The organism is Streptomyces sp. NBC_00322 (assembly GCF_036147535.1).
GTDB lineage: Bacteria > Actinomycetota > Actinomycetes > Streptomycetales > Streptomycetaceae > Streptomyces.
The window spans coordinates 7,413,059-7,439,365 of sequence record NZ_CP108019.1 but is presented as its reverse complement, the minus strand read 5'-3'; the positions used below and the strand labels follow the sequence as shown (position 1 = coordinate 7,439,365).

Genomic DNA, 26,307 nt, shown 5'->3' with positions numbered 1-26,307 from the left:
GACTGTATCCGATCACTGGTAAAGCGTCTGCCCATGACTGGACTTGCTTCCGCTTTCCGCACCCTTGTCGTGGCGGCCGCCGCGCTTTCCGCGCACGCCGGGGCCGATCCGACGGCGCCCAGGGAGTTCGTGGCACTGCGCTCCGTCGACGCGACGATCATCCAGGAGATGCGCTACACGAGCCGTCACAACTTCGTGGGCGCGCCCGTCGACGGCTATCAGCAGCCGCTCTGCATCGTCACCCGGCCCGCCGCGCGAGCCCTGCACCGGGCGCAGTCGAAGCTGCTGCGGCAGGGCTATTCGCTGAAGGTGTACGACTGCTACCGGCCCCAGCGGGCCGTCGACCACTTCGTACGGTGGGCCAAGGACCTCGATGACGAGGCCATGAAGAAGGAGTTCTATCCACAGGTCGACAAGTCGAGGCTGTTCGCCGACGGTTACATCGCGGAGAAGTCAGGGCACAGCCGCGGCAGCACCGTCGATCTCACCGTCGTTAAACTGCCCGCTCTCCCGACCAGGCCGTATGTCCCCGGTGAGCCTCTCGTCCCCTGCTTCGCGCCCCAGTCCGAGCGCTTCCCGGACAATTCCGTCGACATGGGGACCGGATTCGACTGCTTCGACACGCTGTCGCACACCGACGACCCCAGAATCCAGGGCGAGCGGCGCGCCAACCGGCAGTTTCTGAAGGACACCTTGAGCGCCGAAGGCTTTGTGAATCTGCCGCAGGAGTGGTGGCACTTCACCTTCAGGCCGGAGCCCTTCCCGGACACCTTCTTCGACTTCCCGGTCGCTCGACATCAGTGAACGGGCGGCCGGGACCACCCCCGTAGGCTCCGGCCGCCCGTTCACTGATGTCGGACGCGGCCGGGCCGTATCCGGTTCTCCGCGGAAGGAATACGGTGCGGCTATGACGCAGCAGACATTCGATTCGTACGAGGAGTTCTGGCCGTATTACGTCGCCATGCACTCCAAGGCAGCCACCCGCTGGGTGCATCTGACCGGCACACTCACCGGTCTCGCGATCAGCGCGTACGGGCTGGCGCGCGGCCGGAAACGGTATGCGGCCGCGCTGCCGCTCATCGGATACGGGACGGCCTGGCCCGCGCATTTCCTCATCGAGAAGAACAACCCCGCGACCTTCGGGCATCCGGCCTGGTCACTGCGCGGCGACATGCAGATGATCCGGATGATGCTGGCGGGCAGGGACGGCGAGCTGGCCGAGATCGCCGCCAAGTGGCTCGCTGCGAACCGCTGACCCGTGGCACACTTCTGACGTTCCGTCAGATTGCTGGGCCGGGGAGGAACCGTGACGCGCACGCCCGTGGTGGCCGGATGGTTCACACAGGACAGCGGTGAGGAGGACTTCCGGCTGCTCGGCACCCGCTGTGCCGCCTGTACGTCGGTCTTCTTCCCGCGCGAGGACACCTTCTGCCGCAACCCGGCCTGCGAGGGCGGGGAGTTGACGGAGGTCCCCCTGTCCAAGCGCGGACGGGTGTGGTCCTACACGGACGGGCGCTACCGACCGCCGGCGCCCTATGTCTCCGACCCGGACACGGAATGGGAGCCGTACACCCTCCTGGCCGTCGAGCTGGAGGCCGAGCGCATGGTCGTTCTCGGGCAGGCGGTGCCGGGTGTGTCCGTCGGTGACCTCTCGGTCGGCATGGAGGTCGAGGTCGTACCCGGAGTGCTCGACGAAACCCCCCACACGGTCTGGACGACCTGGCACTGGCGGCCCGTGGGGGCGGCGTCATGACCGGCGACGTGGCGGTCCTCGGGGCCGGCATGCACCCGTGGGGCAAATGGGGCCGCAGCTTCGTGGAGTACGGCACGGTCGCAGCCAGGGCCGCGCTCGCCGACGCCGGGATCGACTGGCGGCAGGTGCAGTCGGTGGTCGGCGCGGACACCGTGCGCTGCGGCTATCCCGGTTACGTGGCGGGCGCGACGTTCGCACAGGCGCTGGGCTGGCAGGGCGCACGCGTCACCAGCGTCTACGCCGCCTGCGCCTCGGGCGCTCAGGCGATCAACACCGCGCGGTCCCAGATCCTGGCGGGCATGGCCGACGTCGTGCTGGTGGTCGGCGCGGACTCGGCGCCGAAGGGTTTCTTCGCGCCGGCGGGCGGCGATCGGCCCGACGATCCCGACTGGGTGCGCTTCCGGGTGCTCGGCGCCACCAACCCCGCCTACTTCGGGCTCTACGCACGGCGCCGCATGGCCTTGTACGGCGATTCCCCCGAGGACTTCGCGCTGGTCAAGGTCAAGAACGCGGCAGCCGGGGCGCTGAACCCCAACGCCCGCTACCGCAAGACCGTTTCGGCCGAGGATGTCGCCGCGTCCGCGGTCGTCGCCGATCCGCTGCGGCTGCTCGACATCTGCGCGACCTCCGACGGCGCGGCCGCGCTGGTGCTGTCCGGCATGGACTTCGCGCGGCGGCACGGGGTCAGTGATCCGGTGCGTATCCGCGCCGTATCGACCGTCACCCCGACCTATCCGAGGACCGTGCTCGATCTCCCTGACATCGCGACCGACTCGGCGGCCGCCGTCGATCCCTTCCCGCACACCTTCCGGGCGTCCATCGCCCGGGCCGCGTACGAGGAAGCCGGCATCGGTCCCGACGACCTGTCGCTTGCCGAGGTGTACGACCTCTCCACCGCCCTGGAGCTGGAGTGGTACGAGGACATCGGCCTGTGCGGGTCGGGCGAGGGCGCCAAGCTGGTACGCGAGGGCGCCACCGCGCTCGGTGGGCGTATTCCGGTCAATGTCAGCGGCGGGCTCGCGTCCTTCGGCGAGGCGGTGCCCGCCCAGGCCATCGCGCAGGTGTGTGAGCTGACCTGGCAACTTCGCGGGGCCGCCGGAGAGCGCCAGGTGCCGGGCGCGCGCACCGGAATCACCGCGAACCAGGGGCTGTTCGGCCATGGCTCGGCCGTCGTCGCCGTGCGCTGAGCTGAGTGCCGAGGAATACTCCCGCCGCCTTACGTTCCCCGCTACCGTGTCAACACACCGGCTGTGAACTGCGCTTGCTGTCAACGACCTTGACGGTCCGTCACCGCCGGTGAACACTGCCTCTTCGTCGGCATCGCCGCACTTCGGCACGCTCACCACGCTCGTCAAGGACGCCGGGCGGGGTACGGGACTCCCCTGCCTCCTGCCCGTAGCCATGGCACGCCATGGAGCACGCACCCTGCACGCAGGACCGGGGCCGGGCCCCGGGCGAAGCCTAGGAGCCGCCATGAGCAATGGAGACATTTTCCTCGGTGAGGTCATCGGCACCGCGATACTCATCCTCTTCGGCGCCGGTGTCTGCGCCGCCGTCACCCTCCCTCATTCCAAGGCCAGGGCTTCGGGCTGGGTCGTCATCGCCTTCGGCTGGGGCTTCGGCGTGCTGGCGGGGGCGTACACCGCCGCGCCGCTGTCCGGAGGGCATCTCAATCCCGCCGTGACCCTGGGGGTCGCCGTCGACACCGGGGAGTGGAGCAAGGTCCCGCTCTACATCCTGGCGCAGATGGTCGGCGCGATCCTCGGCGCCGTACTCGCCTATCTCGTCTACTTCGCGCAGTTCCAGGCCAACGCCGACGAAAAGAACGCCCTGCCCACGCTCGGGATCTTCTCGACGGGACCGGAGATCCGCAGTCCCGTCGCCAACATGATGACCGAGATCATCGCGACGATCGGCCTGGTGCTGCCGATACTCGCCTTCGGCAGGAACGACGGTATCGGCGTCGGCCAGATACCCGGGCAGGACGCCGGCATCTACGGCTCCGGCATCTCCATCCTTCTGGTGTCGCTGCTGGTCGTCGGCATCGGTCTGTCGCTCGGCGGGCCGACCGGTTACGCCATCAACCCGGCACGTGACCTCGGACCGCGCATCACCCACGCGCTGCTGCCGATCCCCAACAAGGGCACATCGGACTGGGGTTACGCCTGGGTGCCGGTTGCCGGACCCGCGATCGGCGGGCTGCTGGCCGGCCTCATCTTCAACGCCGCCTTCTAGGCCTTCCAGTTCCAGGCCTTGCGGGCCTCATTGACAAGGGGAAGTCATGACGGACAAGTTCGTCGCCGCAATCGATCAGGGCACCACGTCCAGCCGCTGCATCATCTTCAACCAGGACGGCGCGATCGTCGCCGTCGACCAGCGTGAGCACCGTCAGATCTTCCCCAAGCCCGGCTGGGTGGAGCACGACGCCACCGAGATCTGGTCCAAGGTGCAGGCGGTGGTGGCCGGGGCGATCGCCAAGGCAGGGCTGCGCGCCGAACAGCTCAGCGCGCTCGGGATCACCAACCAGCGGGAGACCACGGTCCTGTGGGACCGGGCGACCGGCAAGCCCGTGCACAACGCGATCGTCTGGCAGGACACCCGTACCTCCGCGCTCTGCAACGAACTGGGCGCCACGGACGGGCAGGACCGCTTCCGCGATGCGACCGGGCTGCCGCTCGCGAGCTACTTCTCCGGGCCCAAGGCGGCCTGGCTGCTGGACAATGTGCCCGGGCTGCGCAGCCGGGCCGAGCGCGGCGAGATCGCCTTCGGCACCATCGACTCCTGGCTGATCTGGAACCTCACGGGCGGCACCGAGGGCGGCGTCCATGTCACCGATGTGACCAACGCGTCGCGCACGATGCTGATGAATCTGCAGACCCTCGAATGGGATCCGGCCATCCTGTCGGCGATGAATGTGCCGCAGGTGATGCTCCCGGAGATCAAGTCCTCGGCCCAGGTGTACGGGAACGCTGTCGGCCAGCTCTCGGGCGTGCCGGTGGCATCCGCGCTCGGCGACCAGCAGGCGGCGATCTTCGGGCAGGCCTGCTACGACACGGGAACGGCCAAGAACACCTACGGCACCGGCAGTTTCCTGCTGCTGAACACCGGCAGCCGGCCCGTGCCGTCGAAGAGCGGGCTGATCACGACACTCGGGTACAAGATCGGCGACGAGGCGCCGGTGTACTGCCTGGAGGGGTCGATCGCGATCACCGGCGCGCTGGTGCAGTGGTTCCGGGACCAGCTCGGCATCATCCGCAGCGCGGACGAGATCGAGACGCTGGCGGCGAGCGTGGACGACAACGGCGGGGCGTACATCGTGCCCGCCTTCTCGGGGCTGTTCGCCCCGTACTGGCGCTCCGACGCGCGCGGTGTCATCACCGGCCTGACGCGGTATGTCACCAAGGCACATCTGGCGCGCGCGGTGCTGGAGGCGACGAGCTGGCAGACGCGTGAGGTCGTCGACGCGATGTACCAGGACTCCGGGGTGCAGATCACCACGCTCAAGGTGGACGGCGGCATGACCTCCAACAACCTGCTGATGCAGCATCAGGCGGATGTGCTGGGGGTGCCGGTGATCCGCCCGAAGGTGTCCGAGACGACCTGTCTGGGTGCCGCGTACGCGGCGGGGCTGGCGACCGGCGTCTGGTCGGACCTCGACGAGCTGAAGGCGCACTGGCAGCGGGACGTGGAGTGGTCGCCGCGGATGGAGGCGCAGGACCGCGAGCGCGAGTACGGCAACTGGCGCAAGGCGGTGGAGCGCAGCTTCGGCTGGCACGAGGAGGACGGGGCGTAGGGGGTGGCTTTTGGATCAGGCCGGATCAGTGAGCGGGGTCTGGCGTGGTGCCTCGCAAGGCGGAGGATGGAGCCGACGCGGAGCGTAGGCGACTGACGACAACGCAGCGAGGTGCCGGGCCAGGGCACGCGAGCCCGGCAAGATCCGAAAGACACCCCCTGGCCCCCTCCCGTAACCGCCCGCGGTCCCCCAAGACCCACGGCCCGTACCCCTGTCGGTGGGGGTACGGGCCGTGTCCTGCCGTGCTGTCCGCGTCAGGTCGTGGCGTGCTCGCGCTGCCGGTCGGCGCGGGTCAGTGCGTGCTCGACCACCGCCACCAGCACCTCCTTGACGGACTCGCGCTCGCGCGCGTCGCACATCAGCAGCGGCACCTCGGGGTCGAGGTCGAGCGCCGACCGTACCGCCTCGCCGGGAAAACGCCCTGCCCCTTCGAAGCAGTTGACCGCGACGGTGAACGGAATGCCGCGGCGCTCGAAATAGTCGATGGCCGCGAAGGAGTCCTCCAGGCGGCGCGTGTCGGCGAGGACGACCGCGCCGAGCGCGCCCTGTGCCAACTCGTCCCAGAGGAACCAGAAGCGGTCCTGACCCGGTGTGCCGAAGATGTAGAGCACCAGGTCCTCGCGGAGCGTGATGCGCCCGAAGTCCATCGCGACGGTCGTGGTCGTCTTGCTCTCGACGCCCTCGGTGTCGTCGACGGGACGGCCCACCTCGCTCAGCGTCTCCTCGGTGCGCAGCGGTCTGATCTCACTGACCGCGCCCACCAGTGTCGTCTTGCCGACGCCGAATCCACCCGCGACCAGGAGTTTCAGCGTGACCGGCTCGATGGGCGGCGTTCGGCGGCTAGAGCGCCCGAAGACCATTGATCACCTCGCGGAGAATGCTCACATCCGGCAGCTCGGCCGGCGGAACGGGACGGGTTACATGCACCAGGGCGTCCTCGACGAGATCGCCGACCAGGACGCGGACCACCCCTACGGGGATGTCGAGGGTGGCCGCGAGTTCGGCGATCGACTGAGGCGTGTCGCCGCAGCGTTCGACGATCTCGACATGCTCCGGCGAGAGCAGCTGGTCGCGGCCGGGGTCCTCTGCCGCGACCTCCGGAACGACAAGGGCGATCAGATCGAGCCGATGGCGGGTCTTGCTGCTCGTCCGGCCGCGGGTCATGGCGTACGGACGGACAACCGGGCCTGCGTCGGCGTCGAAGAAATGGTGCGGGTCGGTTGCGTACTGAGCCGATTCACTCATGCCGGCCCTCACCCTCCGGCGGTCTGACCGGTCCGTGGAGCGGTGGACAGGTGGACGCCGACCCGCTTGACCATGAGCGTCATTTCGTACGCCACCAGGCCGACGTCGGAGTCCGCGTCGGTGAGCACGGCCAGACAGCTGCCGTCGCCCGCGGCCGTGACGAACAGGAACGCCTCGTCCAGCTCGACGACGGTCTGACGGACCCGGCCCGCCTCGAAGTGGCGGCCGACTCCCTTGGCCAGACTGTGGAAACCGGAGGCGACGGCGGCGAGATGCTCACTGTCCTCGCGGGTGAGATCCCGCGAGGTGCCGGTTGCCAGGCCGTCGCCGGAGAGCACCAGGGCCTTGCGGATGCTGGCGACGCGGTCGACCAGCTCGTCGAGCAGCCAGTTGAGCTCGCCCGCCCCCTGTGTGGTCGGCCTGGCGGCCATGGAGTTGATTGCTGCGGCATGTGGTGCGGTCATCGACCGTCCCCCTCAGATGTCGTTCGTGGTGCGGTCTCGCCGGGGCCGGTGGCCTGGTCGGAGTGTCCGGCCTCTTCGGCGTTGTGGCGGCGGCCTCGCTGCCACCCTCGTTGCATGGAAGCCATCCGGCTGCGAACTTGCTCCGCGTCCCGCTCGACGTCTCCTCCCGCGACCGGGGCCGGCGGCTGCCGGTCGGCGGCCGACTCCCTGAGCTGGTGGGCGAGGCTGGCCTGGCGGACGCGACGGGGCAGGCCGTCCGGCCGCGGGGCCGTTTCGGCAGCGGGCTGCGGGGTGGATCGCGGCGAAGGCGAAGGTGCGGCACCAAGTCGGGGTACGGGCGCCGGTGCGGCCGGGGCGGGTGCGGGCCATGGCCCCTGGCGCGGCTCGGGAAGCTGGCGGGACCCTGGACCCTGGCGCGGGCCGGGGACCTGCCACGGCTCGGGAGCGGGCGCGAGCGGCTGCTCGGCGGCGCTCCCGGGCTCGCGGGCGGGAGCCGGGTGGGTGCGGCCCCGCTCGTCCACCCTGCGGCCGTGGTCGGTGACCAGGGTCGGCGGCTTGCGGCGGGGCAGCGGCACCGGGCCGGAGTTGCGCTCGGGCGTCGGGTCCAGCGCCTGCTGGTGCTGCTCGTCGGCGGTCGCGGCCCGGCGGTCGCGGCCAGCGCGGGCGCGGAAGATCCCGCCGCGCTCGCTCTCGGTGTCCTCGATGTCGGCGACGGAGTCCATACCGCCGCGGACCGGGCGGTCGTCGAAGCCCAACGAGCCGACCGGCGCCTCCAGTTCGACGGGCCCGTCGAGCAACGGGGAGCCGCCCAGGCCGGTGGGGGCCTTGGCGAGCGCCGAGAATGTGCCGTCGCTGCCGCGCCGTCCGGCCGGGCTCTCGCTCTTGCGGTCGAGGCGGAAGCCGGTGCCCTGGGTCTCGGGGGCCTCGGTGAGCAGGGCCGCGGGGATGAAGACGACCGCGGTGGTCCCTCCGTACGGCGAAGGCTGCAGCGAGACCCGGACGTTCTGGCGCTGGGCGAGCCGGCTGACGACGAACAGGCCGAGCCGGTCGGTGTCCGAGAGTTCGAACTCGGGGGTCTCCGCGAGCCGCAGATTGGCGTCGAGCAGCATCTCGGGGGCCATGCCGAGACCGCGGTCGTGGATTTCGAGGGTGAAGCCGTTGGCGACCCGTTCGCCGTGGACCTGGACCCCGGTGTGCGGGGGCGAGAACACCGTGGCGTTCTCCAGGAGTTCGGCAATCAGGTGGGTGAGGTCGGCGACCGCGGGGCCGCCGACGCCGATGCGCGGAAGCCTGCGCACCTCGATGCGCTCGTAGTCCTCGACCTCGGCGACCGCGGCCCGTACGACGTCCATCAGCTGGATCGGCTTGCGCCACTGGCGCGAGGGGGCCGCGCCGGAAAGGATCACGAGGCCCTCGGCGTGCCTGCGCATACGGGTGGTGAGGTGGTCCAGGCGGAACAGGTCCGCGAGTTCCTCGGTGTCCTCGGTGCGGCGCTCCATGGTGTCGAGGAGCGTGAGCTGGCGGTGCAGCAGAACCTGGTTGCGGCGGGCCAGGTTGACGAAGACGTCGGAGACTCCGCGCCGCATGTCGGCCTGCCGGACGGCGGCCTCGACGGCGGCCCGCTGAAGGGTGTTGAGCGCCTGGCCGGCCTGCCCGATCTCGTCCTTGTCGTATTCGAGTCGCGGTGCCTCGGTCTCGACGTCCACATGTTCACCGGAGGCGAGCCGGCGCATCACGCTGGGCAGCCGCACGCCGGAGACCTCGTGGGCCTCCTTACGGAGGCGGGAGATGTCGCGGACGAGGTCACGGCCGATGCGTACGGAGACGATGACGGAAACGAGGAGCGCGAGGAAGCCGAGGACACCGGCGACGCCCGCTTTGACGAAGACGCTGTACGCGGCGGGCTCGACGCGGTCCTCGTAGCGGACGCCCGCTTCCTTTGCCTCGCGGGCGAGGTCGTCGAGGACAGGTGTGGCCGCGGCCTGCCAGCGCCCGGCTTCGGAGGCGCCCGTCTTCTTGGTGGCGCCCACGGAGATCAGGCGCTCTTCGACGTCGCGCAGGGGTGCCGTCTCGGGGCTGCGCCAGTACTGCTCGTAGATCTCGCGCTCGTCGGCGGGCAGGACCTCGAGATTGGTCTCGTAGTACAGCTTGCGGTTCGCGATGAAGTCGGAGAGCGCGCGGATCTCTTCGGCAGTGATTTGGCCCGTGGTCAGCGCGGAGTCGATCAGGGCATCCTCGCGGGAGAGCATTTCCGCTGCGCGGACGAGACCGACGAGAGCGCGGCCCTGGCGTTCCAGCTCGACGTCGCTGAGGGCGTGGAGCGTCGTCAGGAAGCTGAAGCCGGGATCGATGATGCGGTTGTAGAAGTCGAGCGCCTGCTTGCGGGAGATGGTGCCCGTCTCGACCGAACGGCGCAGGGCGCTCAGTCCGTCGAGGCCCTCGACGAGCGAGCGCAGTTCCTCGCGGGTGTCGGGCCGCATGTGGTCGCGGACGCCGGACTTGTTCATGTTCGCCGTGATCTTGGCGATGGCCTTGTCGGTGGCCTGGCGCTGGCGGCGCAGGGCGGGCAGGGCGTCGGAAGCACGTTGGTCCGCAAGGTAGATGAGCGTCTGGCGGCGTTCCTTCTGAACGTCGCCGAGAGCGTCCGCCACCGGATACCCGACTTCCTTGACGACGGAGGTGACGTCCAGGAGTTCGCTGGCCTCCCGACCGGTCAGTACGGTGGCGAAGCCCCAGAGGGCGGTCAGGGAGACAAGCGGCACCAGCAACAACGCCACGATCTTCCGGCGGATGGACTTCCCGCGAAAGCGCATGGCCTCCCCCTGCTCAACCCCCGCCCGGTGCGGGTGGTGTTCCGTCAACAAACGGCGCGAGCCTACTACTGTCACACAGACAACTCGAAGGCACGTCCGGACGATTTTCGGCCTACGGCAGACGCGTTGATCATGAGTTGTCCTGGTATTCGGGGAGATGGCATTCCCCGCGGTGTCGGACCACACCTGGCGGCACGTCATCTTTCGGACGGTGGGAGATGGCTGGAATTCTTCGCTCCACGGGAATCATCGGGCCTGGTCAATCGTCATTCTGTACGGGGGGCACGGGGGTTCGCGGGTAGCGCGGGCACATCGCATTCGGTTCGGCTCCGGCCCTCAGTCGATGCGGCGGCCGGAGTAAAGCAGCGGAATCCGGGCAGCCACCCTGAAGTCGGACAGAGGTGGGGAGTGACAGGGTCCATGGACACGGACGAGCGTCGCGTCGGGGTTCGGGCGGCGAGTTGTACGAATGTCCCGCGGCAACTCTGGGTGGAGGAGCCGGCGGTGCGACGGCGCATGGCCGATCCGGTCCGTACGGCAGCGGTGCGCGCGGTCATCATCGCCTCGCTGACGTTGATTCAGGGAATGATCGCGTTTCTCTGCACGCTGGCCGGGTCGTGGCTGGCCTTTCCGATGGTGCTCAGCAGCGTCGGCAGCACGGTCCTGGCGACCTGGGCGGTGCTGGACGTGTGGGTGACCCGCCAGGTCTGGAACCAGCGCCACGGGGTCGTGTCGGTGCCGAGCAGCACGGCGCGTCAGCTGCGCCGTGAGCGCCGCCGCGCGCGCCGGACGGCGCGGGCGGCGCAGCGGCAACCGGGGCGCGGCGCCAGACCCCGGTCCTCAATGGCCGGACGAGCCTGACGCCTGGGGCCTGTCGTTTGGATCAGGCCCTAGGGAGTGTCTTCAAAGTAGCGTCGTCCGCCCGAAGGGCGGGCCTGACGGCGTCTGGTGCGTGCGATCGCAAGGCGGAGGAAAGAGCCCACGCGGAGCGTCGGCGACTGACGACAACGCAGCGAGCGTGCGTGCCAGGCGTCGCCAGGCAGACGGGACTTTGAAGACACGACCTAGGTCCTGTCCGCTGCAGCGGGCTCCGGTGACGCCGGGGTTCGTTTGAACATGCGCGTCGCCGTGATTTCGCCGTGGACCGTCTCGCCCGAGGGGTCCTGTTGCGGCAGACCCGGGCGCAGATGTTCCTCGACACTGATGTACTTCAGGCCCGCGCGCAGATCCGCGTCATTGCGCAGCCGGATGACCAGCGGGAATTCGGCGAGAGCCGTGGTGTCGAAGAGCCCTGTCGTATAGAGCAATTGGACGCCCAGCGCATCGGAGACCGCCCGCTGGAGTTCCAGCAGATACGTCGCATTGGCGCGGCCGATGGGATTGTCCAGGAAGAGCGTGCCGGCATGCCGATGCTTGTCCCTGCCGCGGTCGTTGCTGCGCAGCGCGGCCATCGTGCAGTAGAGGGCGATGGCCGCGGTGAGCAGCTGGCCGCCGGAGAAGACGTCGCCCATCTGCCCCACCGGGACCCGCTCGGCACGCAGCACCGCGTCCGGCTTGAGGATCTCGACGGCGACGCCCTTGGGCTGAAGTGCCGCCTGAACGCCGCGCAGCAGCAGGGACATTCCGTCCCGTCGACCCTCTCCGTAGGCCGCCGCGGCGTTCTTCTTCACCGCCGCACGGGTCGCCTCGTCGATGACCTCGCCGAGCCGCTCGGCGAGTGTCGCCTGATCCGGCTCCTCGAAGCGGATGCGCAGGAACTCCTGTCCGGACCACTCGCCCAGGCCCTCGGGAAGCCGGGAGAGCCGCTGTGCCGAGCGGAGCGTCGTCAGCGCGGAGTCCACCAGACCGCGCAGCCGGTCGACGATGGTGTCGCGGTTGCGCTCCAGCTGCTCCAGCTCGTCGGTCAGTACGCGCAGCCGGGGCGCGAACGCCTCCGCCCACTTGGCGGCGTGCTCGGGCAGCGCGGCGGCAGGCAGTTCCCGGATCTGCTGGCGCGCGGGAGTGCGTACCTGCTCGTACCGGGTGGAGTTGGCGTGCCGTACGAGAATGTCGCTCGCTTCCCGCACGGCCGCCTCGGCGGCGGACAGGTCGGTGGCGCAGCCGCGCAGTGAGCGCCGGGCCTCCGCGGCGGAGTGCCGGGCCTCCTCCAGGCTGCCCGGGTACGGCTCGGGCGCGTCCGGCGGCTCCTCGTCGTGCTGCTCCCGCAGCAGGTCCCGCAGCAGCGCGGCGGTCTCGTCGAAGCCGCCGGCCGCGTCCTCGGCTGCCCGGTGGGCCTGGAGCAGGGCGGCGTGCGCGCCCCGGGCCGTCTCCAACGCGTCGGTGCGCGACCCCAGTTCGCCCGTCGCGGTACGCAGCAGGGCCTGCGCCTGCTCGGCGTCGGCCGGGATCAGATCGTCCGGGAGTCCGGTGTGCGACTCGCCGTCGGCGGGGGCCAGCCGCTCGGCCTCGCCGCGCAGCCGGCCCAGCTTCTCGCTGGCTTCCGAGGCGCGCGACTCCAGCATCTGTACGAGCGACTCGGCGCGGGCTGCCGCCGCCTGGCGGGAGGGACCGTCGGCGCCGTCCGTGCTCTGAAGGAGCTGGGCGGCCCGGGTGCGGACCTTGTTGGTGAGCCGGTCGAGCTCGGCCAGGGCGGCGCTCTCGTCACTCTCCGCGCGGGCCTGCTCGGCGCGCAGGTCGGCGCCGACGCCGACCTTCTCGTACAGCTGGGAGGCGGCGCGGTAGGCCTCGCGCAGGGCGGGCAGCGCGGCGTGCGGGGTGTCCTCGTCGGCCTCCGGCAGATTCTCGGGAGCCCCGGCGATCTCGGCCCGCTCGGCGCGCAGCGCGCGGGCGGTGCGGCGTGCGTCGTCTCCCGCGCGCTGGGCGGCACGGCGGTCCTCGTCGGCGGCCTTGGCCCGCTCCAGGCAGGTCGTGGCCCGGGCCTCGGACTCGGCCGCGTCGTCGGCGAGTTCGCGCAGTTTCACCTGCCAGCCCGCGCGCTCACGCAGCCGGAAGGCCAGGCCCGCGAGTGCGTCGGCGGCACGGCGGGCTCGCTGGGCAGCCTCCTGGCGCTCGTCGCGCACACGGGCGGCGTCGGCGGCCGCCTCGTCCGCCTCGGCGCGTGCGGTGCGGGCCTCGGCCAGCGCCTCCTGCGCCTCCTCTGCGGCCTCGCGGGCGCTCTGCGCACCCTGCGCGAGCTCGGCGAGCATGCCGGGCGGGCAGTCCGCGCGCCACGAGCCGAGCCGGGCGGCGATCGAACGGTCCCCCGCGAGCCGGGCCGCGAGCGCGCGGATCTCCTCGTCCCGCGCGGTCGCCCGGGCCCGTAGCGCCTGGCGCTCCTCGTCGGCTGCGTGCTCGTCGTGCATGGCCGGGTTCGGCGGTACGAGGAACACGTCCCCGTCCCCGCTGACACCGGTGCCTGGACCGGGCACGGGTGCGAGCAGCGCGGCTGCCGTTCCGACGGCGACGGTCGAGCGGGGCAACAGCGCGGCCCCGGTCAGGACTTCGCGTGCGCGGGCGTGCGAGGCGGGGTCGGTGATCACCACGCCGTCGACCAGCTCGGGGCGCGCGGCGAGGACCGCTGCGTGGTCGGCCGGGTCGACGGCCTGCGCAAGATAGCGCCAGCCGGGAAGGGCGGGGACGCCGTGCTCGCCGAGGTACTCGACGGTCGCGAGGACGTCGGGCCCCGGCGGCAGCAGCCCGCCGTCGCCGAGCGCGCCCAGGATGCGGGCGTCGTCGGCCGCGGCGGTACGCAGATCGAAGAGCTGCCGCTCGGCTGAGGCGACGTACTGGTCGAGCAGCTCGCGCAGCTCGTCGGCGTAGCCGTCCAACTCCTCGGCGGTGAGAGGCCCATCGGTGGCACGCAGGGGTGTGGCGGGGCGGCCGTCGTCGGACAGGCCACGCCCGGTGTCCGCGGCCCCACCCGATGCGGCGTCGCCTCCCGCATTGGAGCCGAAGAGCGGGCCACCGGACGCGCCACGCGCCCTGTCGGTCCCGTTCTGCGACGGGTCCACGCCGGCGCCACGCCGCGGTGAAGGCACCGCCGCGTGCACCGTCGGCGGCAGGCTCAGCAGCTCCGCCAGGCGTTCGTCCTGGGCGATCGACTGTGCGGCACGGCGCTCCGCCTCGTAGGCGCCCTCCGCCGCAAGCGCCGCGTCCGAGGCGCGGGCCGCCGCGAGTTCGGCACGGGACTCGGCCGCGGCTGCCTCCCTCGCACGGTCCGCCGTCGTACGACCGGCCTCCCGTGCCGCGTCCCATGCCGCGACCGCCGTCTTCTCCGCGTCGCTGGCCGCGAGCGCGGCGCGCGCCGGGTCGGCGTCCGGTGCGGTGTCGTCGAGCCAGCCCGCCCGTACCGCCTCGGCGGTCTCCTGCTCGACTTCGCTCAGCCGCTGCCGCAGATGGCCGATCTCGCTGCGGGCGCGCTGCGCCTCGGTGGCCGCGGCCGTCGCATCGCGGTGGGCTGCTTCGCCCGCCTCCTGGAGCGCAGCGGAACGCTCCTCCTGCTCGTTGGCCAGCCGCTCACCGTCCTCCGCGGCGGAGTGCAGCGCGCGGACGAGGTCGGCGGCGGCCCTCGCGCGGGCGGCGAGTGCCGGGGCCGCGTCCCGTTCGGCCTCGCGGATGGCCACGGCGACGCGTGCGGAACGGTCGGAGGCGGCGCGGTGACGCAGTACGGCCTCCGCCGCCTGCCAGGCGGCGTGCAGGGTGCGCGCGTCGGTCAGTTCACGGCGCTGGGCCGCTGCGCTCTTCTCGGCGACGGTCAGCGCCAGCGAGGCGTGCCGGTAGGCCAGTTCGGCGGCGATCAGCGAACTGCGGCTGCGCGCCTGCTCGGCCTCGGTGACCGTGTGGGCGGCGGAGGTGACCTGCTGGGCGAGCTCCGCCGTACGCCCCCGTTCCCCTGCGGCGCGCGCGGAGAGCCGGCGGGCGAGCGTACGCGTACGGCGCTCGGCGCCCGCGTGGATGTCCCGCGCCCTGGCCCGCGCTTCGGCCGCCTCGACGATCCGGCCGAGCAGATCGGCCGAACCTGCGGTGAAGTCGCGTTCCGCGGTCAGTTCGGCGCGGCGGCCGAGCTTGTTGCCGAAACTGCTGACGAGGTCGGCGAGTCCGTCCGTGTCACGTGTGTCGGTGACGGCACGCAGCAGCAGATCGGTGAAGTCGGAGTCCTTCTTGACGGCGAAGAGACCGGCCGCCTCGCCCTCGTCGGCGTTCATCTCCCGCTGGTAGCGGAACAGTTCGGGGTCGAGTCCCACATCGCCGAGGTGCTCGTTCCAGCGGTCGTGGATCTCCTCCCAGTAGACGTCGAGGTGCGGATACGCCTTGCCCGCCTCGGTGATGGCGTCCCTGAAGCCCTTCATCGTGCGACGGCGGCCCTGCGCACCCGACGCGCCCTCGACCGGCCGGCGGACGGCGGTGGACTCGGCGACGGGCAGCGAGTCAAGGCTGAGCCCGGGGCCAGGGCGGAACGAATACCAGGCTTCCGCGAACTTCCGCGGGTCGCCCGAGACCTGACGGCCGCGCCACTCGCTGACCTTGCCGACCACGACGAGCTCGCCGGTGAGCGTGTGCTGCCACTCCAGGGCGACATGTCCGCAGTCGTCGGCGAGGAGGAACTTGCGCAGCACGCCGGAGCTGGCGCCGCCGAGGGTGTTGCGGTGGCCGGGCAGCATCACCGAGAAGATCAGCTTGAGCAGTACGGACTTGCCGCCGCCGTTCTCCAGGAAGAGCACGCCCGCGGGGGCGGGGCGGCGCGGCGGGCCTACCGGCTCCTCCTCGAAGAACTCCGCCTGTGCGGGGGCGGGATGGGGCACGGGCTCGCCGACTCCGCGCAGGTCCAGCACGGTGTCGGCATAGCGCGCACCGGCGGGCCCGATGGAGTAGAGGCGTACCCGGGACAGCTCGTACATGGTGGCGGACTCTCGTAAGTGGCAGGTGGGTGATCAGGCGTGGAAGGGCAGGCCCGCGTCGGCGGCCAGCTCCAGGTCGTCCGCGTCGGGCGGCGGCAGGAGCGTGGCGCTGCCGTCGCCGACCGGTACGACGCCGAGTTCGAGCAGTTCGGCCATGGCCGCGCTGCCCGCCATGTCGCGCACCTGCAACTGGTAGCGGGCGGTGGTGCGGTACGCGCCTCCGGCGTCGTCGCCGGTCCGCTGGAGGAAGCCGGAGTCGGTGAGGAAAGCGACCGCCTTGCCGACGATGCCGGTGGTGGATCCGGCGAGTCGGCGCGCGTCCTTGGTGGCGCCGGTGGCGCTGCGCCGTGCGTAGATCCGCCAGGCCGCCTCCAGGCCGGGTGCGTCGGTGGCCGGGTCGGTGTTCTCTCCCTGTGCGTCGGCACGCTCCTCCAGGCGGCGGCAGGCCTGGCGTACGAAGGCGTCGACGCCGTTGACCGTGAGGCGGCCGATGTAGGCGTCGTCGGCGAGGTCCTCGGGGCGGGGGAACGCCATGGCGGCGACGGCGAGATGGGCCAGGCCGTGCAGGAAACGGTCCGCGGAGTCGGCCGAGGCGCGCCGGGCGTAGTCGCCCATGCGGACGGCGAAGACGGAGTCCTCACCGGCGGCGACGGCCATCCCCGCGCGCGGGGAGACTTCGAGGACGATGAGGCCGAGGCCGGTGGCGACGGCGTCGGCGAGCCGGGCGAAGGCGGGGTCTTCGCGGTAGCGGCGCAGGAGTTCGGCGTACTCGGCGTCGCGGGCGGGCAGCAGTTTGGGCTGCAGCCCGAAGGAGACGAGGCGGGCGGCGTCGGCGGCGTCTGCGGGGGTGACGGCGGCGGCGGTGGCCGGTGCGGGCGATGCGACGGTCTCGGCCGAGCCTGTCGGATCGCGGTCGCGGTCGCGGTCGCTCCACGCGGTGGTCGGTGCGTGGTCGTCACTCACTGGAGTGTGCTCCTTGCTGCGGATTGCTGGTGTGCGGTTCGGGTTGCCTGCGGCGCTGTTCCCCTACCCGCCCCTTCCCGCTGTGACATTGTGCGGCTCCGCCGCGTGGGGGGCTTCGCCCCAGACCCCGTATGCGACCTTCGGCCGCATGTCCTCAAACGCCGGACGGGCTGAACTTCAGCCCCGCCGGCATTTGAGGCGCGGGGGTCCGGGGGCAGCGCCCCCGGCGGGGTCTGAAATTCAGCCCCGGATGTCGTGTTCACGCTGCCTCCGTGCGGGCCGCCGTCATGCCCGCCGCGTCCAGCAGGGCCGTGCCGACGATCAGGTCCGCGCCGCCGAATTCGGGGTCGTCCAGTTCGGTGCCGTCGTCGACCGCGAACAGGAGCCGTTCCTCGCCCTGGCGGTAGGCCGTGCCGACCGGGGGACTTGCCGCGTGGATGGCCAGCAGGGCGACCAGGTACGGCAGTTCGGGGTCGCGGCGGCGCGCCTCGGCGAGCAGGCCGGAGAGGCGGCGCGGCGCGTCGTGTTCCAGGTCGAGCAGTTCCATCGCGCTCGCCAGCTGCTCCTCGCTGAAGCGGCTGTCGTCGGGCGTGGCGATCAGGTCGGGCTCTGGCATCTCCGCGCCCAGGTGTTCGCGCTCCGCCGGCGGCGTGAGCAGCATGTCGACCAGATCGCCGACCCGAACGCATGACGGCGTGCGAAGCCCTGTCCCGCGGGCGAAGAACGCGTCCGTGACACGGATCGCCGCCTCGACGGGGAGCGGCAGCAGCGGGGCGAGAAGCTGGCCGTACAGATCGAGTCCGGTCCGTGCGGTGGGGCGGGCGAAGGCCTGGCGGTCCTGTTCGGCGCGGAACAGCGGCCCCGCCTCCAGGAGCCGGGACTGCAGCTGGGTGTGGCGGCGGATGCAGTCCTTGACTATGTCGACGAGCTCGGCGGCGCGGCGCTTGTGCTCGGGGTCCTCGGCCTCGTCGCGTGCCTTGCGGATGTTCGTCAGGATCGCGTTCTCGTGGCGGTAGCGGTCGGCGACATGGTCGAGCGCCTCGGCGATCATGTCGGGCACGGCATTGAGCCAGTCGACGGCGCGCACATTGCGCCGGGTGGCCTCCAGGGTCCTGCGCAGCGTCTCGGCGTACTGCACGGTCCGGTATCTGGCCTGCTCGGCCGCGAGCTGGGCGTCGGCGAGCCTGCCCCGGCTGATCAGGACCTCCAGCTTCACCTCGGCGGCGATCTGCGCGCTGGTGACGTCCGTGTCGAGCGCGCCGACCAGGACGTTGACCGCTTCGTCGGTCGTACGGAGATAGACGCTGCCGCCGTATCCCGGCACTTCCTCGATGAGCTTGAAGTCGTAGTCACGGCGGGTGTAGACGCCGTCGGGGCCGAAGGTGCCGTACACCGCGCGGAAGCCGCGGTCCACGCTGCCCACGTTGATCAGGTTCTCCAGCACCCAGCGGGCGACCCGCTCGTGTTCGGCAACGGGGCGCCTCGGGGCCTGGGCCGCGACGCGCGGCAGGAGTCTCGCCACTATCTGGTCGTGGTCGGCACCGGTGTCGAAGTCCATGTTGAGCGTGACGAGGTCGATGGCCGCGAGGGCAACCTCCGCCATCGCGTACACCGTGTACTCCCCCGCGAGATTCGCCTTGCGGGTGTCGAGGTCGTGCAACGGCGCGGTGCATGCGAGCGCGCGAAGCCGCCGCGCCAGCCCTTCGTCGGCGGCCGGGCCCTGCGCGGGCCGCGGCCCCGCGCTGAGCTGGGGCGGAACGAATTCCGTCGAGGCAGTCGAGACAGGCGAAGTCACGCTGCACAGATTAGGTCCTCGCACTGACAACGGTCGAAACGGCGCAGAAGCGACCGTCCGGCTACGCTCCGTCCGCGTGCCTCCACGGACCTCCTCTCGGGCCTCGGTCCCGCGCCGCTTGCGGAAGGAGCCGTGATCCCCTTGCGCGGCGCGCACGCGCGCGTGGACGCCGTCCCGCATCCGGCCCCGCCGGCCGAGCTGATGCTGCGGGTACGGTTCGGGCCACGCCAGGACTGGTTCACGGATGTTGCGCTGAACACGCTGGCCCGTGGCGGTTACCTGGTCTCGGCCGTGAGCAACCGCATCGGGCTGCGCACCGAAGGCCCGTCCCCGGAGCGCGCGTGGAACGGCGAACTTCCAGCGAGGCATGGTCCTCGACGCCGTTCAGGTGCCGCCGGACGGCTGCCCTGTGGTCTCTCTCGCCGACCATCCCACCACCGGCGGCTATCCGGTGATCGCGGTTGTCGACGAGCGGGATCTCGCGGCGGCGGCACAGGCCGCCGCAGGGATACCCCACCGCTTCGTCGCGGTTCGCTGACTACGGTTCGGGGGTGCCGTATCCCCCGCCGCCCGGGGTCTTCATCACGAGCACGTCCCCGGGGCCGACATCCACGGAATCGACGCCCTGGAGCTGCGTCACGCTGCCGTCGGCCCGCTCCACCAGGTTCGCGCCGAGCGCGCCCGGCCCGCCGCCCGCCATGCCGTACGGCGGGACGCGGCGGTGCCCGGTGAGCAGAGCGACCGTCATCGGCTCCAGGAAGCGGATCCTGCGGACCACGCCGCGTCCGCCCATCCAGCGTCCGCGCCCGCCGCTGCCCTCCCGTACGGCGAAGGCGTCCACGCGCACCGGGTAGCGCCACTCCAGCACTTCGGGGTCGGTCAGGCGCGAGTTGGTCATATGGGTCTGTACGGCATCCGCCCCGTCGAAGCCCTCTCCCGCGCCCGAGCCGCTGGCCACCGTCTCGTAGTACTGCACGCGGTCGTTGCCGAAGGTCAGATTGTTCATGGTGCCCGAGCCCTCGGCCTGGACGCCGAGCGCCGCGTACAGCGCGCCCGTGACGGCCTGCGAGGTCTCCACATTGCCGGCGACGGTTGCCGCGGGATAGACGGGCGCGAGCATCGAGCCGTCCGGCACGCGCACCTCCAGCGGCTCAAGGCTGCCGCTGTTGAGGGGGATGTCCTCGGTAACGAGCGTGCGGAACACGTACAGCACCGCCGCCATCACCACGGACGTGGGGGCGTTGAAGTTCCCCGGCTGCTGCGGCGATGTGCCGGTGAAGTCGAGTACGGCGCTACGCGCCTCGCGGTCCACGCGCAGGGCCACCTGGATGACGGCGCCGTTGTCGGTCTCGTAGCGGTACTCGCCGTCGCTGAGATCGGCGACGATCCGGCGCACCGACTCCTCGGCGTTGTCCCGCACATGCTGCATATAGGCCTGGACCACGTCGAGCCCGAAATCGTCGACCATTCGGCGCAGTTCGGCGATGCCCTTCTCGTTGGCCGCGATCTGGGCGCGCAGGTCGGCGAGATTGGTGTCGGGCGCTCGGGACGGATATGCGGCGGTGGTCAGCAGTTCCCGCGTCTCGGCATCGCGCAGCTGCCCGTCCCGCACGAGGAGCCAGTTGTCGAAGAGCACGCCCTCCTCGTCGATGGTGCTGCTGAAGGCGGGCATGGAGCCGGGGGTGATGCCACCGATCTCGGCGTGGTGCCCGCGCGAGGCCACCAGGAAGCGCAGTTCATCGCCGTCGAACACGGGCGTCACGACGGTCACATCGGGCAAATGCGTGCCGCCGTGGTAGGGGTCGTTGATCGCGTACACATCGCCCGGTCGCATGCCGCTGCCGTCCTTGTTGCGGCGCAGCACCTCTTTGATGGACTCGCCCATCGAGCCGAGATGTACGGGGATGTGGGGAGCGTTGGCGACCAGGTTGCCGTGGTCGTCGAACAGGGCGCAGGAGAAGTCGAGCCGTTCCTTGATGTTGACGGAGTGGGCGGTGTTCTCCAGCCGTACGCCCATCTGCTCGGCGATGGCCATGAAGAGGTTGTTGAAGACCTCCAGGAGGACCGGGTCAACATCGGTGCCGAGGGCGGTCTTGCTGGGGCGCGGGCGTACGCGCGTCAGCAGCAGGTGCCCGTTCTCGTCGGCGGCGGCGCGCCAGCCGGGGTCGACGACAGTGGTGGCATCGGCTTCGGCGATGATCGCGGGCCCCTCGACGGCATCGCCCGGGCGCAGATCCCCGCGCCGGTACAGAGGCGTCTCGCGCCGCTTGCCGTCCACGAACATCGGCACGGAGGCGCGCGGGGCGAACTCGCCGTCACTCTCGGTCTCCTCGACGACGTACGCGCCGTGTTCACCCGCCGTTCCCACGGCTTCGACCGAGACCGCCTCGATGACCAGTGGCTTGTCCATGGTGAACGCGTAACGCGCCCGGTGGGTCGTCTCGAACGCCTCCTTCATGGCGGTGACAGTGTCCAGCGGCACGGGCAGGCTCGCGTCCGTGCCCGCGTAACGGAGCAGCACGCGCGCCTGTGTGCTGATCGCGTCGTCCGGGATGTTGTCGTCGCGCAGTTCGGCGCGGGTGCGGGCGGCGAGCTCGTCGCAGAGTGTGCGTACGCGCGTCACCACCCGCTCGTCCAGCTCCGCCTCCACGGACTGTTCACGCATGGCGGTCGCGTCGGCGAGACCGATGCCGTACGCGGAGAGCACCCCGGCCAGCGGCGGCACGAGCACGGTGTTGACGCCCAGGGCGTCGGCGACCGCGCAGGCGTGCTGGCCTCCGGCGCCGCCGAAGGAGGTCAGCGCGTAGCGGGTGATGTCATGGCCGCGCTGTACGGAGATCTTCTTGACCGCGTTCGCCATGTTGAGGACGGCGATCTCCAGGAAACCGGCGGCGACTTCTTCGGGGGTGCGCCGGGTGCCGCTCTCCTTGTGCACCTCCTCGGCAAGCGCCGCGAAACGCTCGCGCACGGTTTCGGCGTCCAGGGGCTCGTCGCCGCCGGGTCCGAAGACGGCGGGGAAGTGGTCGGGCTGGATGCGACCGAGCATCACATTGGCGTCGGTGACCGTGAGGGGGCCGCCGCGGCGGTAGCAGGCAGGGCCGGGTACGGCGCCCGCGGAGTCGGGGCCCACGCGGTAGCGGCGGCCGTCGAAGTGCAGGACGGAGCCGCCGCCCGCGGCGACTGTGTGGATGTTCATCATGGGTGCGCGCATCCGTACACCGGCGACCTGGGTACCGAGCTCGCGTTCGAACTCGCCGGCGTAGTGCGACACATCGGTGGATGTGCCGCCCATGTCGAAGCCGATGACCCGGCCGAATCCGGCCTGCTCGGAGGTGCGGGCCATGCCGACGACGCCGCCGGCCGGCCCTGACAGCACGGCGTCCTTGCCACGGAAGCTGGCCGCTTCGCGCAGGCCGCCGTTGGACTGCATGAACATCAGGCGGATGCCGCCCAGTTCGGCGGCGACCTCGTCGACGTACCGCCTCAGGATCGGTGACAGATAGGCATCAACGACGGTGGTGTCGCCGCGCGGCACGAGTTTGATCAGCGGGCTGACCTCGTGGGAGGAGCTGACCTGGGTGAAACCGAGGTCACGGGCTGCTTCGGCGATCCGGCTCTCGTGCGCGGGGTGACGGTAGCCGTGCAGCAGTACGACTGCGGCGCTGAGGAAGCCGTCGGCGCGGGCCTGCTTCAACTGCTCGGTGACGGCTGCCAGATCGAGCGGCCGGACGGTCTCGCCGTGCGCGTCGACGCGTTCGGGAACCTCGATGACGCGCTCGTACACCGCCTCGGGCAGCACGATCCGGCGGTCGAAGAGGCGGGGCCGGTTCTGGTACGCGATGCGCAGCGCGTCCTTGAAGCCTTCGGTGATGACCAGGACGGTCGGCTCGCCGCGCCGTTCCAGAAGGGCATTGGTGGCGACGGTGGTGCCCATCTTCACGCTGTCGACCCGGTCGGCCGGGACGGGCTCGTCCGGGCCGACGCCGAGCAGCAGCCGGATCCCGGCGACGGCCGCGTCCCGGTACCGCTCCGGGTTGTGCGAGAGCAGTTTCCGGGACACCAGCCGTCCGTCGGGGCGTTTGCCCACGATGTCGGTGAAGGTGCCGCCACGGTCGATCCAGAACTCCCAGCGCCCTGTCATTCCCCCATTCTGGCAAGGGGAACGTCCAGGGACACGGCGGCGAGCGCGGCCAAAAGCGCGTGTTCGGCGCTGCGGTCCAGCCGCGCGCTGGTGCCGCGGGCCCAGTGGCGTACCTCCGCGCCCGCCAGCCGCATCAGCTGCGGCAGCAGATCGGTGCAGCGGCGCGCCACCCAGGCGGTCCCGGCCGTGGCCAGCCACAGCGCGGCCGCGGCACGGCTCGGCGGGGCCTGCTCGGGGTCGCTGCCGGGCGCGGTCCCGTGGGCGAGACCGCACTCGGTCAGCAGCTCGTGGAAACGCCGCGCGATCATCCGGTGCCCGCGCTCGCCCGGATGCAGCCGGTCGGCGCTCCACATGGTCCGGTCGGCGACCCAGGACGCCTCCGCGGCATGCAGATGTATGGCGCCGTAACGGTCGGACAGGGCGTGGACGACCGCGTTGACCGCCCGCTGACGCCTCGCGAGGGGGCGGGCGAGCGGCAAAGGCAGCCCGAGCATGCTGCCGGGGTCGGGCAGGCAGGCGGTCAGCAGCACGGTGCCGCGCGCGGTGAGCCGGGCGCACACGGAGTCGAGCTGCCTGGCCATGTCCTCGATGTCGAACGTGCGGCGCAGGGTGTCGTTGACGCCGACGAGCACGGACGCGATGTCCGGTGCGAACGCCAGTGCCTCAGGGGTCTGCCGTTCGGCGACGTCCCGGGTGAGGGCGCCACTGACGGCGAGCTTCCGGAACTCCGCGGGCTCCTGGAGGCAGCCGAGCCCGCCGGCGAGCAGCGCGGCCCATCCGCGCCACCCGTCGGCCACGCGGTCCCCCACGCCTTCGGTGAGGGAGTCCCCGAGCGCGACGAAGCGCAGAGGCCTCGTCGTGGGTCCGGGAGCGAGCCCGGCCGCGCCGACACCTGTGGTGTGGTCGGTGCCGCCGCATTCGGTGAACTCGGCGACCTCGTGCTCCTCGACGGGCTGGACGAGGCCCCGCTCCCGTACGCCGCCGTGGCCGCCCAGGCGCACGATGCCGGCCTCCGGAGCGCGCGGTACGGGCAGCGTGGTGGCGGTGACCACCACGACTGCCGGGGCATCGCGGGCGCCACAGGCCCCGCCCTGCGACTCCGACTCGTCCGCGAGCGCGGTCGGGGGTGCGGACGTCATGCCGCCACTCCCTCTCCGTGTGCCCGCTCGCGCAGCCGGGGAGCGTCGTGCGCGGCGAGGAACGCGTCCACCGACCGCTGCCAGTCGAAGAGTTCCGCCCGGGCCCTGGCCGCCTCGCGGCGTTCGTCCTCGGGACGGGCCAGCAACTTCTGCACCGCGTCGGCGAAGTCCGTCGGTGTGTCGAGGGCTGCCGCTCCGGCGTCCCCGATCACCTCGGGCAGCGCGGACGAGGCGCTCGCCACGACCGGGGTGCCACAGGCGAGCGCTTCGAGTGCCGAGAGCCCGAAGGTCTCGGCGGGCCCCGGCGCCAGGCAGATGTCCGCCGCCGCCTGCAGGTCGGCCACCGCCTCGCGGTCGCCCACATAGCCGAGGAACTGGGCAGGCAGCCGCTCGGCGCGGGCCCGGCGGATCAGCGCTGCCCGCAGCGGACCGTCGCCCGCGACGACGAGGGAGGCCCGTACGCCCCGCTCGCGGAGCTCGGCGAGCGCGTCCAGGGCCATGCCCGGGCGCTTCTCCACCGACAGCCGGGAGCAGAGCAGCAGCAGCACCTCGGCGCCTGCGGCGTGCTTGGCGCGCAGCACCGTGCTGCGCCGCCCCGGCCGGCAGCGGCGCAGGTCGACGCCGAGGGGCGCTCGTACGACATTGCGCGCCCCGATGCGGATGAACTCCCGCTCCGCCCATTCCGTGGTGCACACGATCCGCGAATACGCCCAGGCGGTGCGACGGTTGAGCCGGTCCGCGGTCCGGGCGGCGACGGACTCGGAAAGACCCCAGGTGCGCAGCACCCCGTCGGCCGTCTCGTGGGAGACCATCACCGAGGGGATGCGGTGGCGCCGCGCCCACTCGCCCGTCCAGCGCAGGGTGGTGCGGTCGGAGACCTCGATCCGGTCGGGCTCGAGGAGCTCCAGGACGTCCCGCAGCCGCCGCCGGGCGGCCAGCACGCGGTATCCGCCGGTGCCGGGCAGCTCGGGCCCCGGCAGGGTGATGACGCGCCCTTGTGGCGTCATCCGGTCGCTCTCCACGTCACCGGGCACGATCAGCACGGGCTCGTGGCCCGCGGCGGCGTAGCCCTTGCCGAGCTCGCGCAGAGCGGTACGCAGCCCGCCGGAGGCGGGGGTGACGAAGTTCGCGAGCCGTACGATCCGCAGCGCGCTCATGCCGCCACCGCCGTGCGTGCTCCGAGCACCTCGGCGTAGTGGTCGAGGAGCAGATCCCCGATCACGGCCCAGGTCCTGCCCTCGACGGCGGCCCGGCCAGCCAGCCCGTAGGCGGCCCTCAAGTCCGGGTCGGCCGCCAGCGTGGCGACGGCCGTGGACACCGCGTCCACGTCCCGCGGCTCGACCAGCATGCCGGTACGCCCGTGGTCGACGAGGTCGAGCGGCCCGCCCGCGGCGGGGGCGATGACCGGAACACCGCTGGCCATGGCCTCCTGCACGGTCTGGCAGAAGGTCTCGTACGGACCGGTGTGGGCGAAGACGTCCAGCGAGGCGAAGATCCGGGCGAGGTCGTCGCCCGTCCTGCGGCCGAGGAAGACGGCCCCGGGCAGCGCTCCGCGCAGGGTGGTCTCGCTCGGCCCGTCGCCGACCACCACGACGCGTACGCCGGGCATCGCACAGGCCCCGGCGAGCAGCTCCACGTGCTTCTCGGGGGCGAGGCGGCCGACGTAGCCGACGATGAGCTCGCCGTTGGGTGCGAGCTCGCGACGGAGTTCGCCGTCCCGCAGTTCCGGCCGAAAACGTGCGGTGTCCACGCCGCGCGGCCACAGCCGCACCCGTTCGACACCGTGTTCCTCCAGATCGCGCAGGGCGGCGCTGGAGGGGGCGAGCGTGCGGTCCGCGGCGCTGTGGACCGTACGGATGCGCCGCCACGCGGCGCCCTCGCCGGCGCCCACATAGGTGCGCGCGTATCCGGCGAGGTCGGTCTGGTAGACGGCGACGGCCGGCAGGCCGAGCCGTGCGGCGGCCGCCATGCCCCGCACGCCGAGGACGAACGGGCTGGCCAGGTGGACGAGGTCGGCCCGGTGGGCGGCGATGGTCGCCGCGACGCGGCGGCTGGGGAGAGCCACCCGTACTTGGGGATATCCGGGCAGGGGCAGGGAGGGGACGCGCACCACGGGGCAGGGTGCGGTTCGGTCGGAGTCGTCGGCCCCGGCGACTGCCGGGGCTATGACGAGCGGGTCATGACCGCGCGCGGCGAGGTGCCGGGCGGTCTGCAGGGCGCAGTGCGCCACACCATTGACGTCTGGCGGAAAGGATTCGGTGACGATGACGACTCGCATACCCGTGTTGTCGTCGCACCCGGGGTGGCTGACCCAACGTGGATCTT

General features: G+C 71.6%; 18 protein-coding genes and 1 pseudogene. 8 read left to right on the top strand and 11 right to left on the bottom strand.

Features of this window, described 5'->3' with window-relative positions; genetic code table 11:
* The first annotated feature begins 33 nt into the window (after nucleotides 1-33).
* The 6 genes from OG905_RS34005 (at nucleotide 34) to glpK (ending at nucleotide 5,546) form a co-directional block, all read left to right on the top strand.
* Nucleotides 34-804 (top strand): M15 family metallopeptidase, encoded by a 771-nt coding sequence (locus OG905_RS34005; RefSeq protein ID WP_328680320.1) that lies wholly within the window; start codon nucleotides 34-36, stop codon nucleotides 802-804.
* Nucleotides 805-907: 103 nt separating this feature from the next.
* Nucleotides 908-1,255 carry a DUF962 domain-containing protein gene (locus OG905_RS34000; protein WP_328680319.1) on the top strand — a complete coding sequence of 116 codons (348 nt, stop codon included), beginning with the start codon at nucleotides 908-910 and terminating at the stop codon, nucleotides 1,253-1,255.
* Between the two features lie 66 nt (nucleotides 1,256-1,321).
* The gene (locus OG905_RS33995) at nucleotides 1,322-1,753 is read left to right on the top strand and encodes a Zn-ribbon domain-containing OB-fold protein (protein WP_328682747.1); all 432 of its coding nucleotides are present in this window, start codon (nucleotides 1,322-1,324) and stop codon (nucleotides 1,751-1,753) included.
* Nucleotides 1,750-2,940, top strand: coding sequence for a lipid-transfer protein (locus OG905_RS33990; RefSeq protein WP_328680317.1), 1,191 nt, complete (start codon nucleotides 1,750-1,752; stop codon nucleotides 2,938-2,940). The genes OG905_RS33995 and OG905_RS33990 overlap by 4 nt, the downstream gene beginning before the upstream one ends.
* Nucleotides 2,941-3,226: 286 nt before the next feature.
* Entirely contained in the window at nucleotides 3,227-3,988 is a 762-nt protein-coding gene (locus OG905_RS33985) for an MIP/aquaporin family protein (protein WP_328680316.1), read from the top strand.
* 46 nt (nucleotides 3,989-4,034) lie between these two features.
* Nucleotides 4,035-5,546 (top strand): glycerol kinase GlpK, encoded by a 1,512-nt coding sequence (gene glpK, locus OG905_RS33980; protein ID WP_328680315.1) that lies wholly within the window; start codon nucleotides 4,035-4,037, stop codon nucleotides 5,544-5,546.
* A 254-nt stretch (nucleotides 5,547-5,800) separates the two neighbouring features.
* Here glpK and OG905_RS33975 read toward each other — a convergent pair whose 3' ends face one another.
* From OG905_RS33975 to OG905_RS33960, 4 genes are read right to left on the bottom strand one after another with little or no spacing between them, the layout of a single operon-like run.
* On the bottom strand, nucleotides 5,801-6,406 hold the full coding sequence (locus OG905_RS33975) for a GTP-binding protein (protein WP_324985095.1): 606 nt from the start codon (nucleotides 6,404-6,406) through the stop codon (nucleotides 5,801-5,803).
* A complete protein-coding gene (locus OG905_RS33970) occupies nucleotides 6,387-6,791 on the bottom strand; it encodes a DUF742 domain-containing protein (protein ID WP_328680311.1) in 405 nt (134 codons plus the stop codon). Before OG905_RS33970 ends, OG905_RS33975 begins: the two co-directional genes overlap by 20 nt.
* A gap of 8 nt (nucleotides 6,792-6,799) precedes the next feature.
* Nucleotides 6,800-7,255 carry a roadblock/LC7 domain-containing protein gene (locus OG905_RS33965; RefSeq protein WP_328680308.1) on the bottom strand — a complete coding sequence of 152 codons (456 nt, stop codon included), beginning with the start codon at nucleotides 7,253-7,255 and terminating at the stop codon, nucleotides 6,800-6,802.
* Nucleotides 7,252-10,068 carry a sensor histidine kinase gene (locus OG905_RS33960; protein ID WP_328680306.1) on the bottom strand — a complete coding sequence of 939 codons (2,817 nt, stop codon included), beginning with the start codon at nucleotides 10,066-10,068 and terminating at the stop codon, nucleotides 7,252-7,254. The genes OG905_RS33965 and OG905_RS33960 overlap by 4 nt, the downstream gene beginning before the upstream one ends.
* A gap of 504 nt (nucleotides 10,069-10,572) precedes the next feature.
* On the opposite strand from OG905_RS33960, the gene OG905_RS33955 reads away from it, so the two are divergent.
* Entirely contained in the window at nucleotides 10,573-10,929 is a 357-nt protein-coding gene (locus OG905_RS33955) for a hypothetical protein (protein WP_443044023.1), read from the top strand.
* 203 nt (nucleotides 10,930-11,132) lie between these two features.
* Here OG905_RS33955 and OG905_RS33950 read toward each other — a convergent pair whose 3' ends face one another.
* From OG905_RS33950 to OG905_RS33940, 3 genes are all read right to left on the bottom strand, one after another.
* Complete coding sequence (locus OG905_RS33950) at nucleotides 11,133-15,944, bottom strand: hypothetical protein (protein ID WP_328680302.1); 4,812 nt, start codon at nucleotides 15,942-15,944, stop codon at nucleotides 11,133-11,135.
* A 33-nt stretch (nucleotides 15,945-15,977) separates the two neighbouring features.
* Nucleotides 15,978-16,907, bottom strand: coding sequence for a hypothetical protein (locus OG905_RS33945; RefSeq protein ID WP_328680301.1), 930 nt, complete (start codon nucleotides 16,905-16,907; stop codon nucleotides 15,978-15,980).
* A gap of 259 nt (nucleotides 16,908-17,166) precedes the next feature.
* Entirely contained in the window at nucleotides 17,167-18,702 is a 1,536-nt protein-coding gene (locus tag OG905_RS33940) for a hypothetical protein (RefSeq protein WP_328680298.1), read from the bottom strand.
* A gap of 81 nt (nucleotides 18,703-18,783) precedes the next feature.
* Between OG905_RS33940 and OG905_RS33935 the strand changes: the two are divergent.
* Nucleotides 18,784-19,240, top strand: a pseudogene (locus OG905_RS33935) (allophanate hydrolase subunit 2 family protein); the annotation flags it as partial.
* On the opposite strand, the gene OG905_RS33930 reads toward OG905_RS33935, so the two are convergent.
* From OG905_RS33930 to OG905_RS33915, 4 genes are read right to left on the bottom strand one after another with little or no spacing between them, the layout of a single operon-like run.
* Nucleotides 19,241-22,843 carry a hydantoinase B/oxoprolinase family protein gene (locus OG905_RS33930; protein WP_328680296.1) on the bottom strand — a complete coding sequence of 1,201 codons (3,603 nt, stop codon included), beginning with the start codon at nucleotides 22,841-22,843 and terminating at the stop codon, nucleotides 19,241-19,243.
* Nucleotides 22,840-23,982 carry an SGNH/GDSL hydrolase family protein gene (locus tag OG905_RS33925; protein ID WP_328680295.1) on the bottom strand — a complete coding sequence of 381 codons (1,143 nt, stop codon included), beginning with the start codon at nucleotides 23,980-23,982 and terminating at the stop codon, nucleotides 22,840-22,842. The genes OG905_RS33930 and OG905_RS33925 overlap by 4 nt, the downstream gene beginning before the upstream one ends.
* Nucleotides 23,979-25,139 (bottom strand): glycosyltransferase, encoded by a 1,161-nt coding sequence (locus OG905_RS33920; RefSeq protein ID WP_328680293.1) that lies wholly within the window; start codon nucleotides 25,137-25,139, stop codon nucleotides 23,979-23,981. The genes OG905_RS33925 and OG905_RS33920 overlap by 4 nt, the downstream gene beginning before the upstream one ends.
* On the bottom strand, nucleotides 25,136-26,260 hold the full coding sequence (locus OG905_RS33915; protein WP_328680291.1) for a glycosyltransferase family 4 protein: 1,125 nt from the start codon (nucleotides 26,258-26,260) through the stop codon (nucleotides 25,136-25,138). Before OG905_RS33915 ends, OG905_RS33920 begins: the two co-directional genes overlap by 4 nt.
* Nucleotides 26,261-26,307 lie beyond the last annotated feature (47 nt).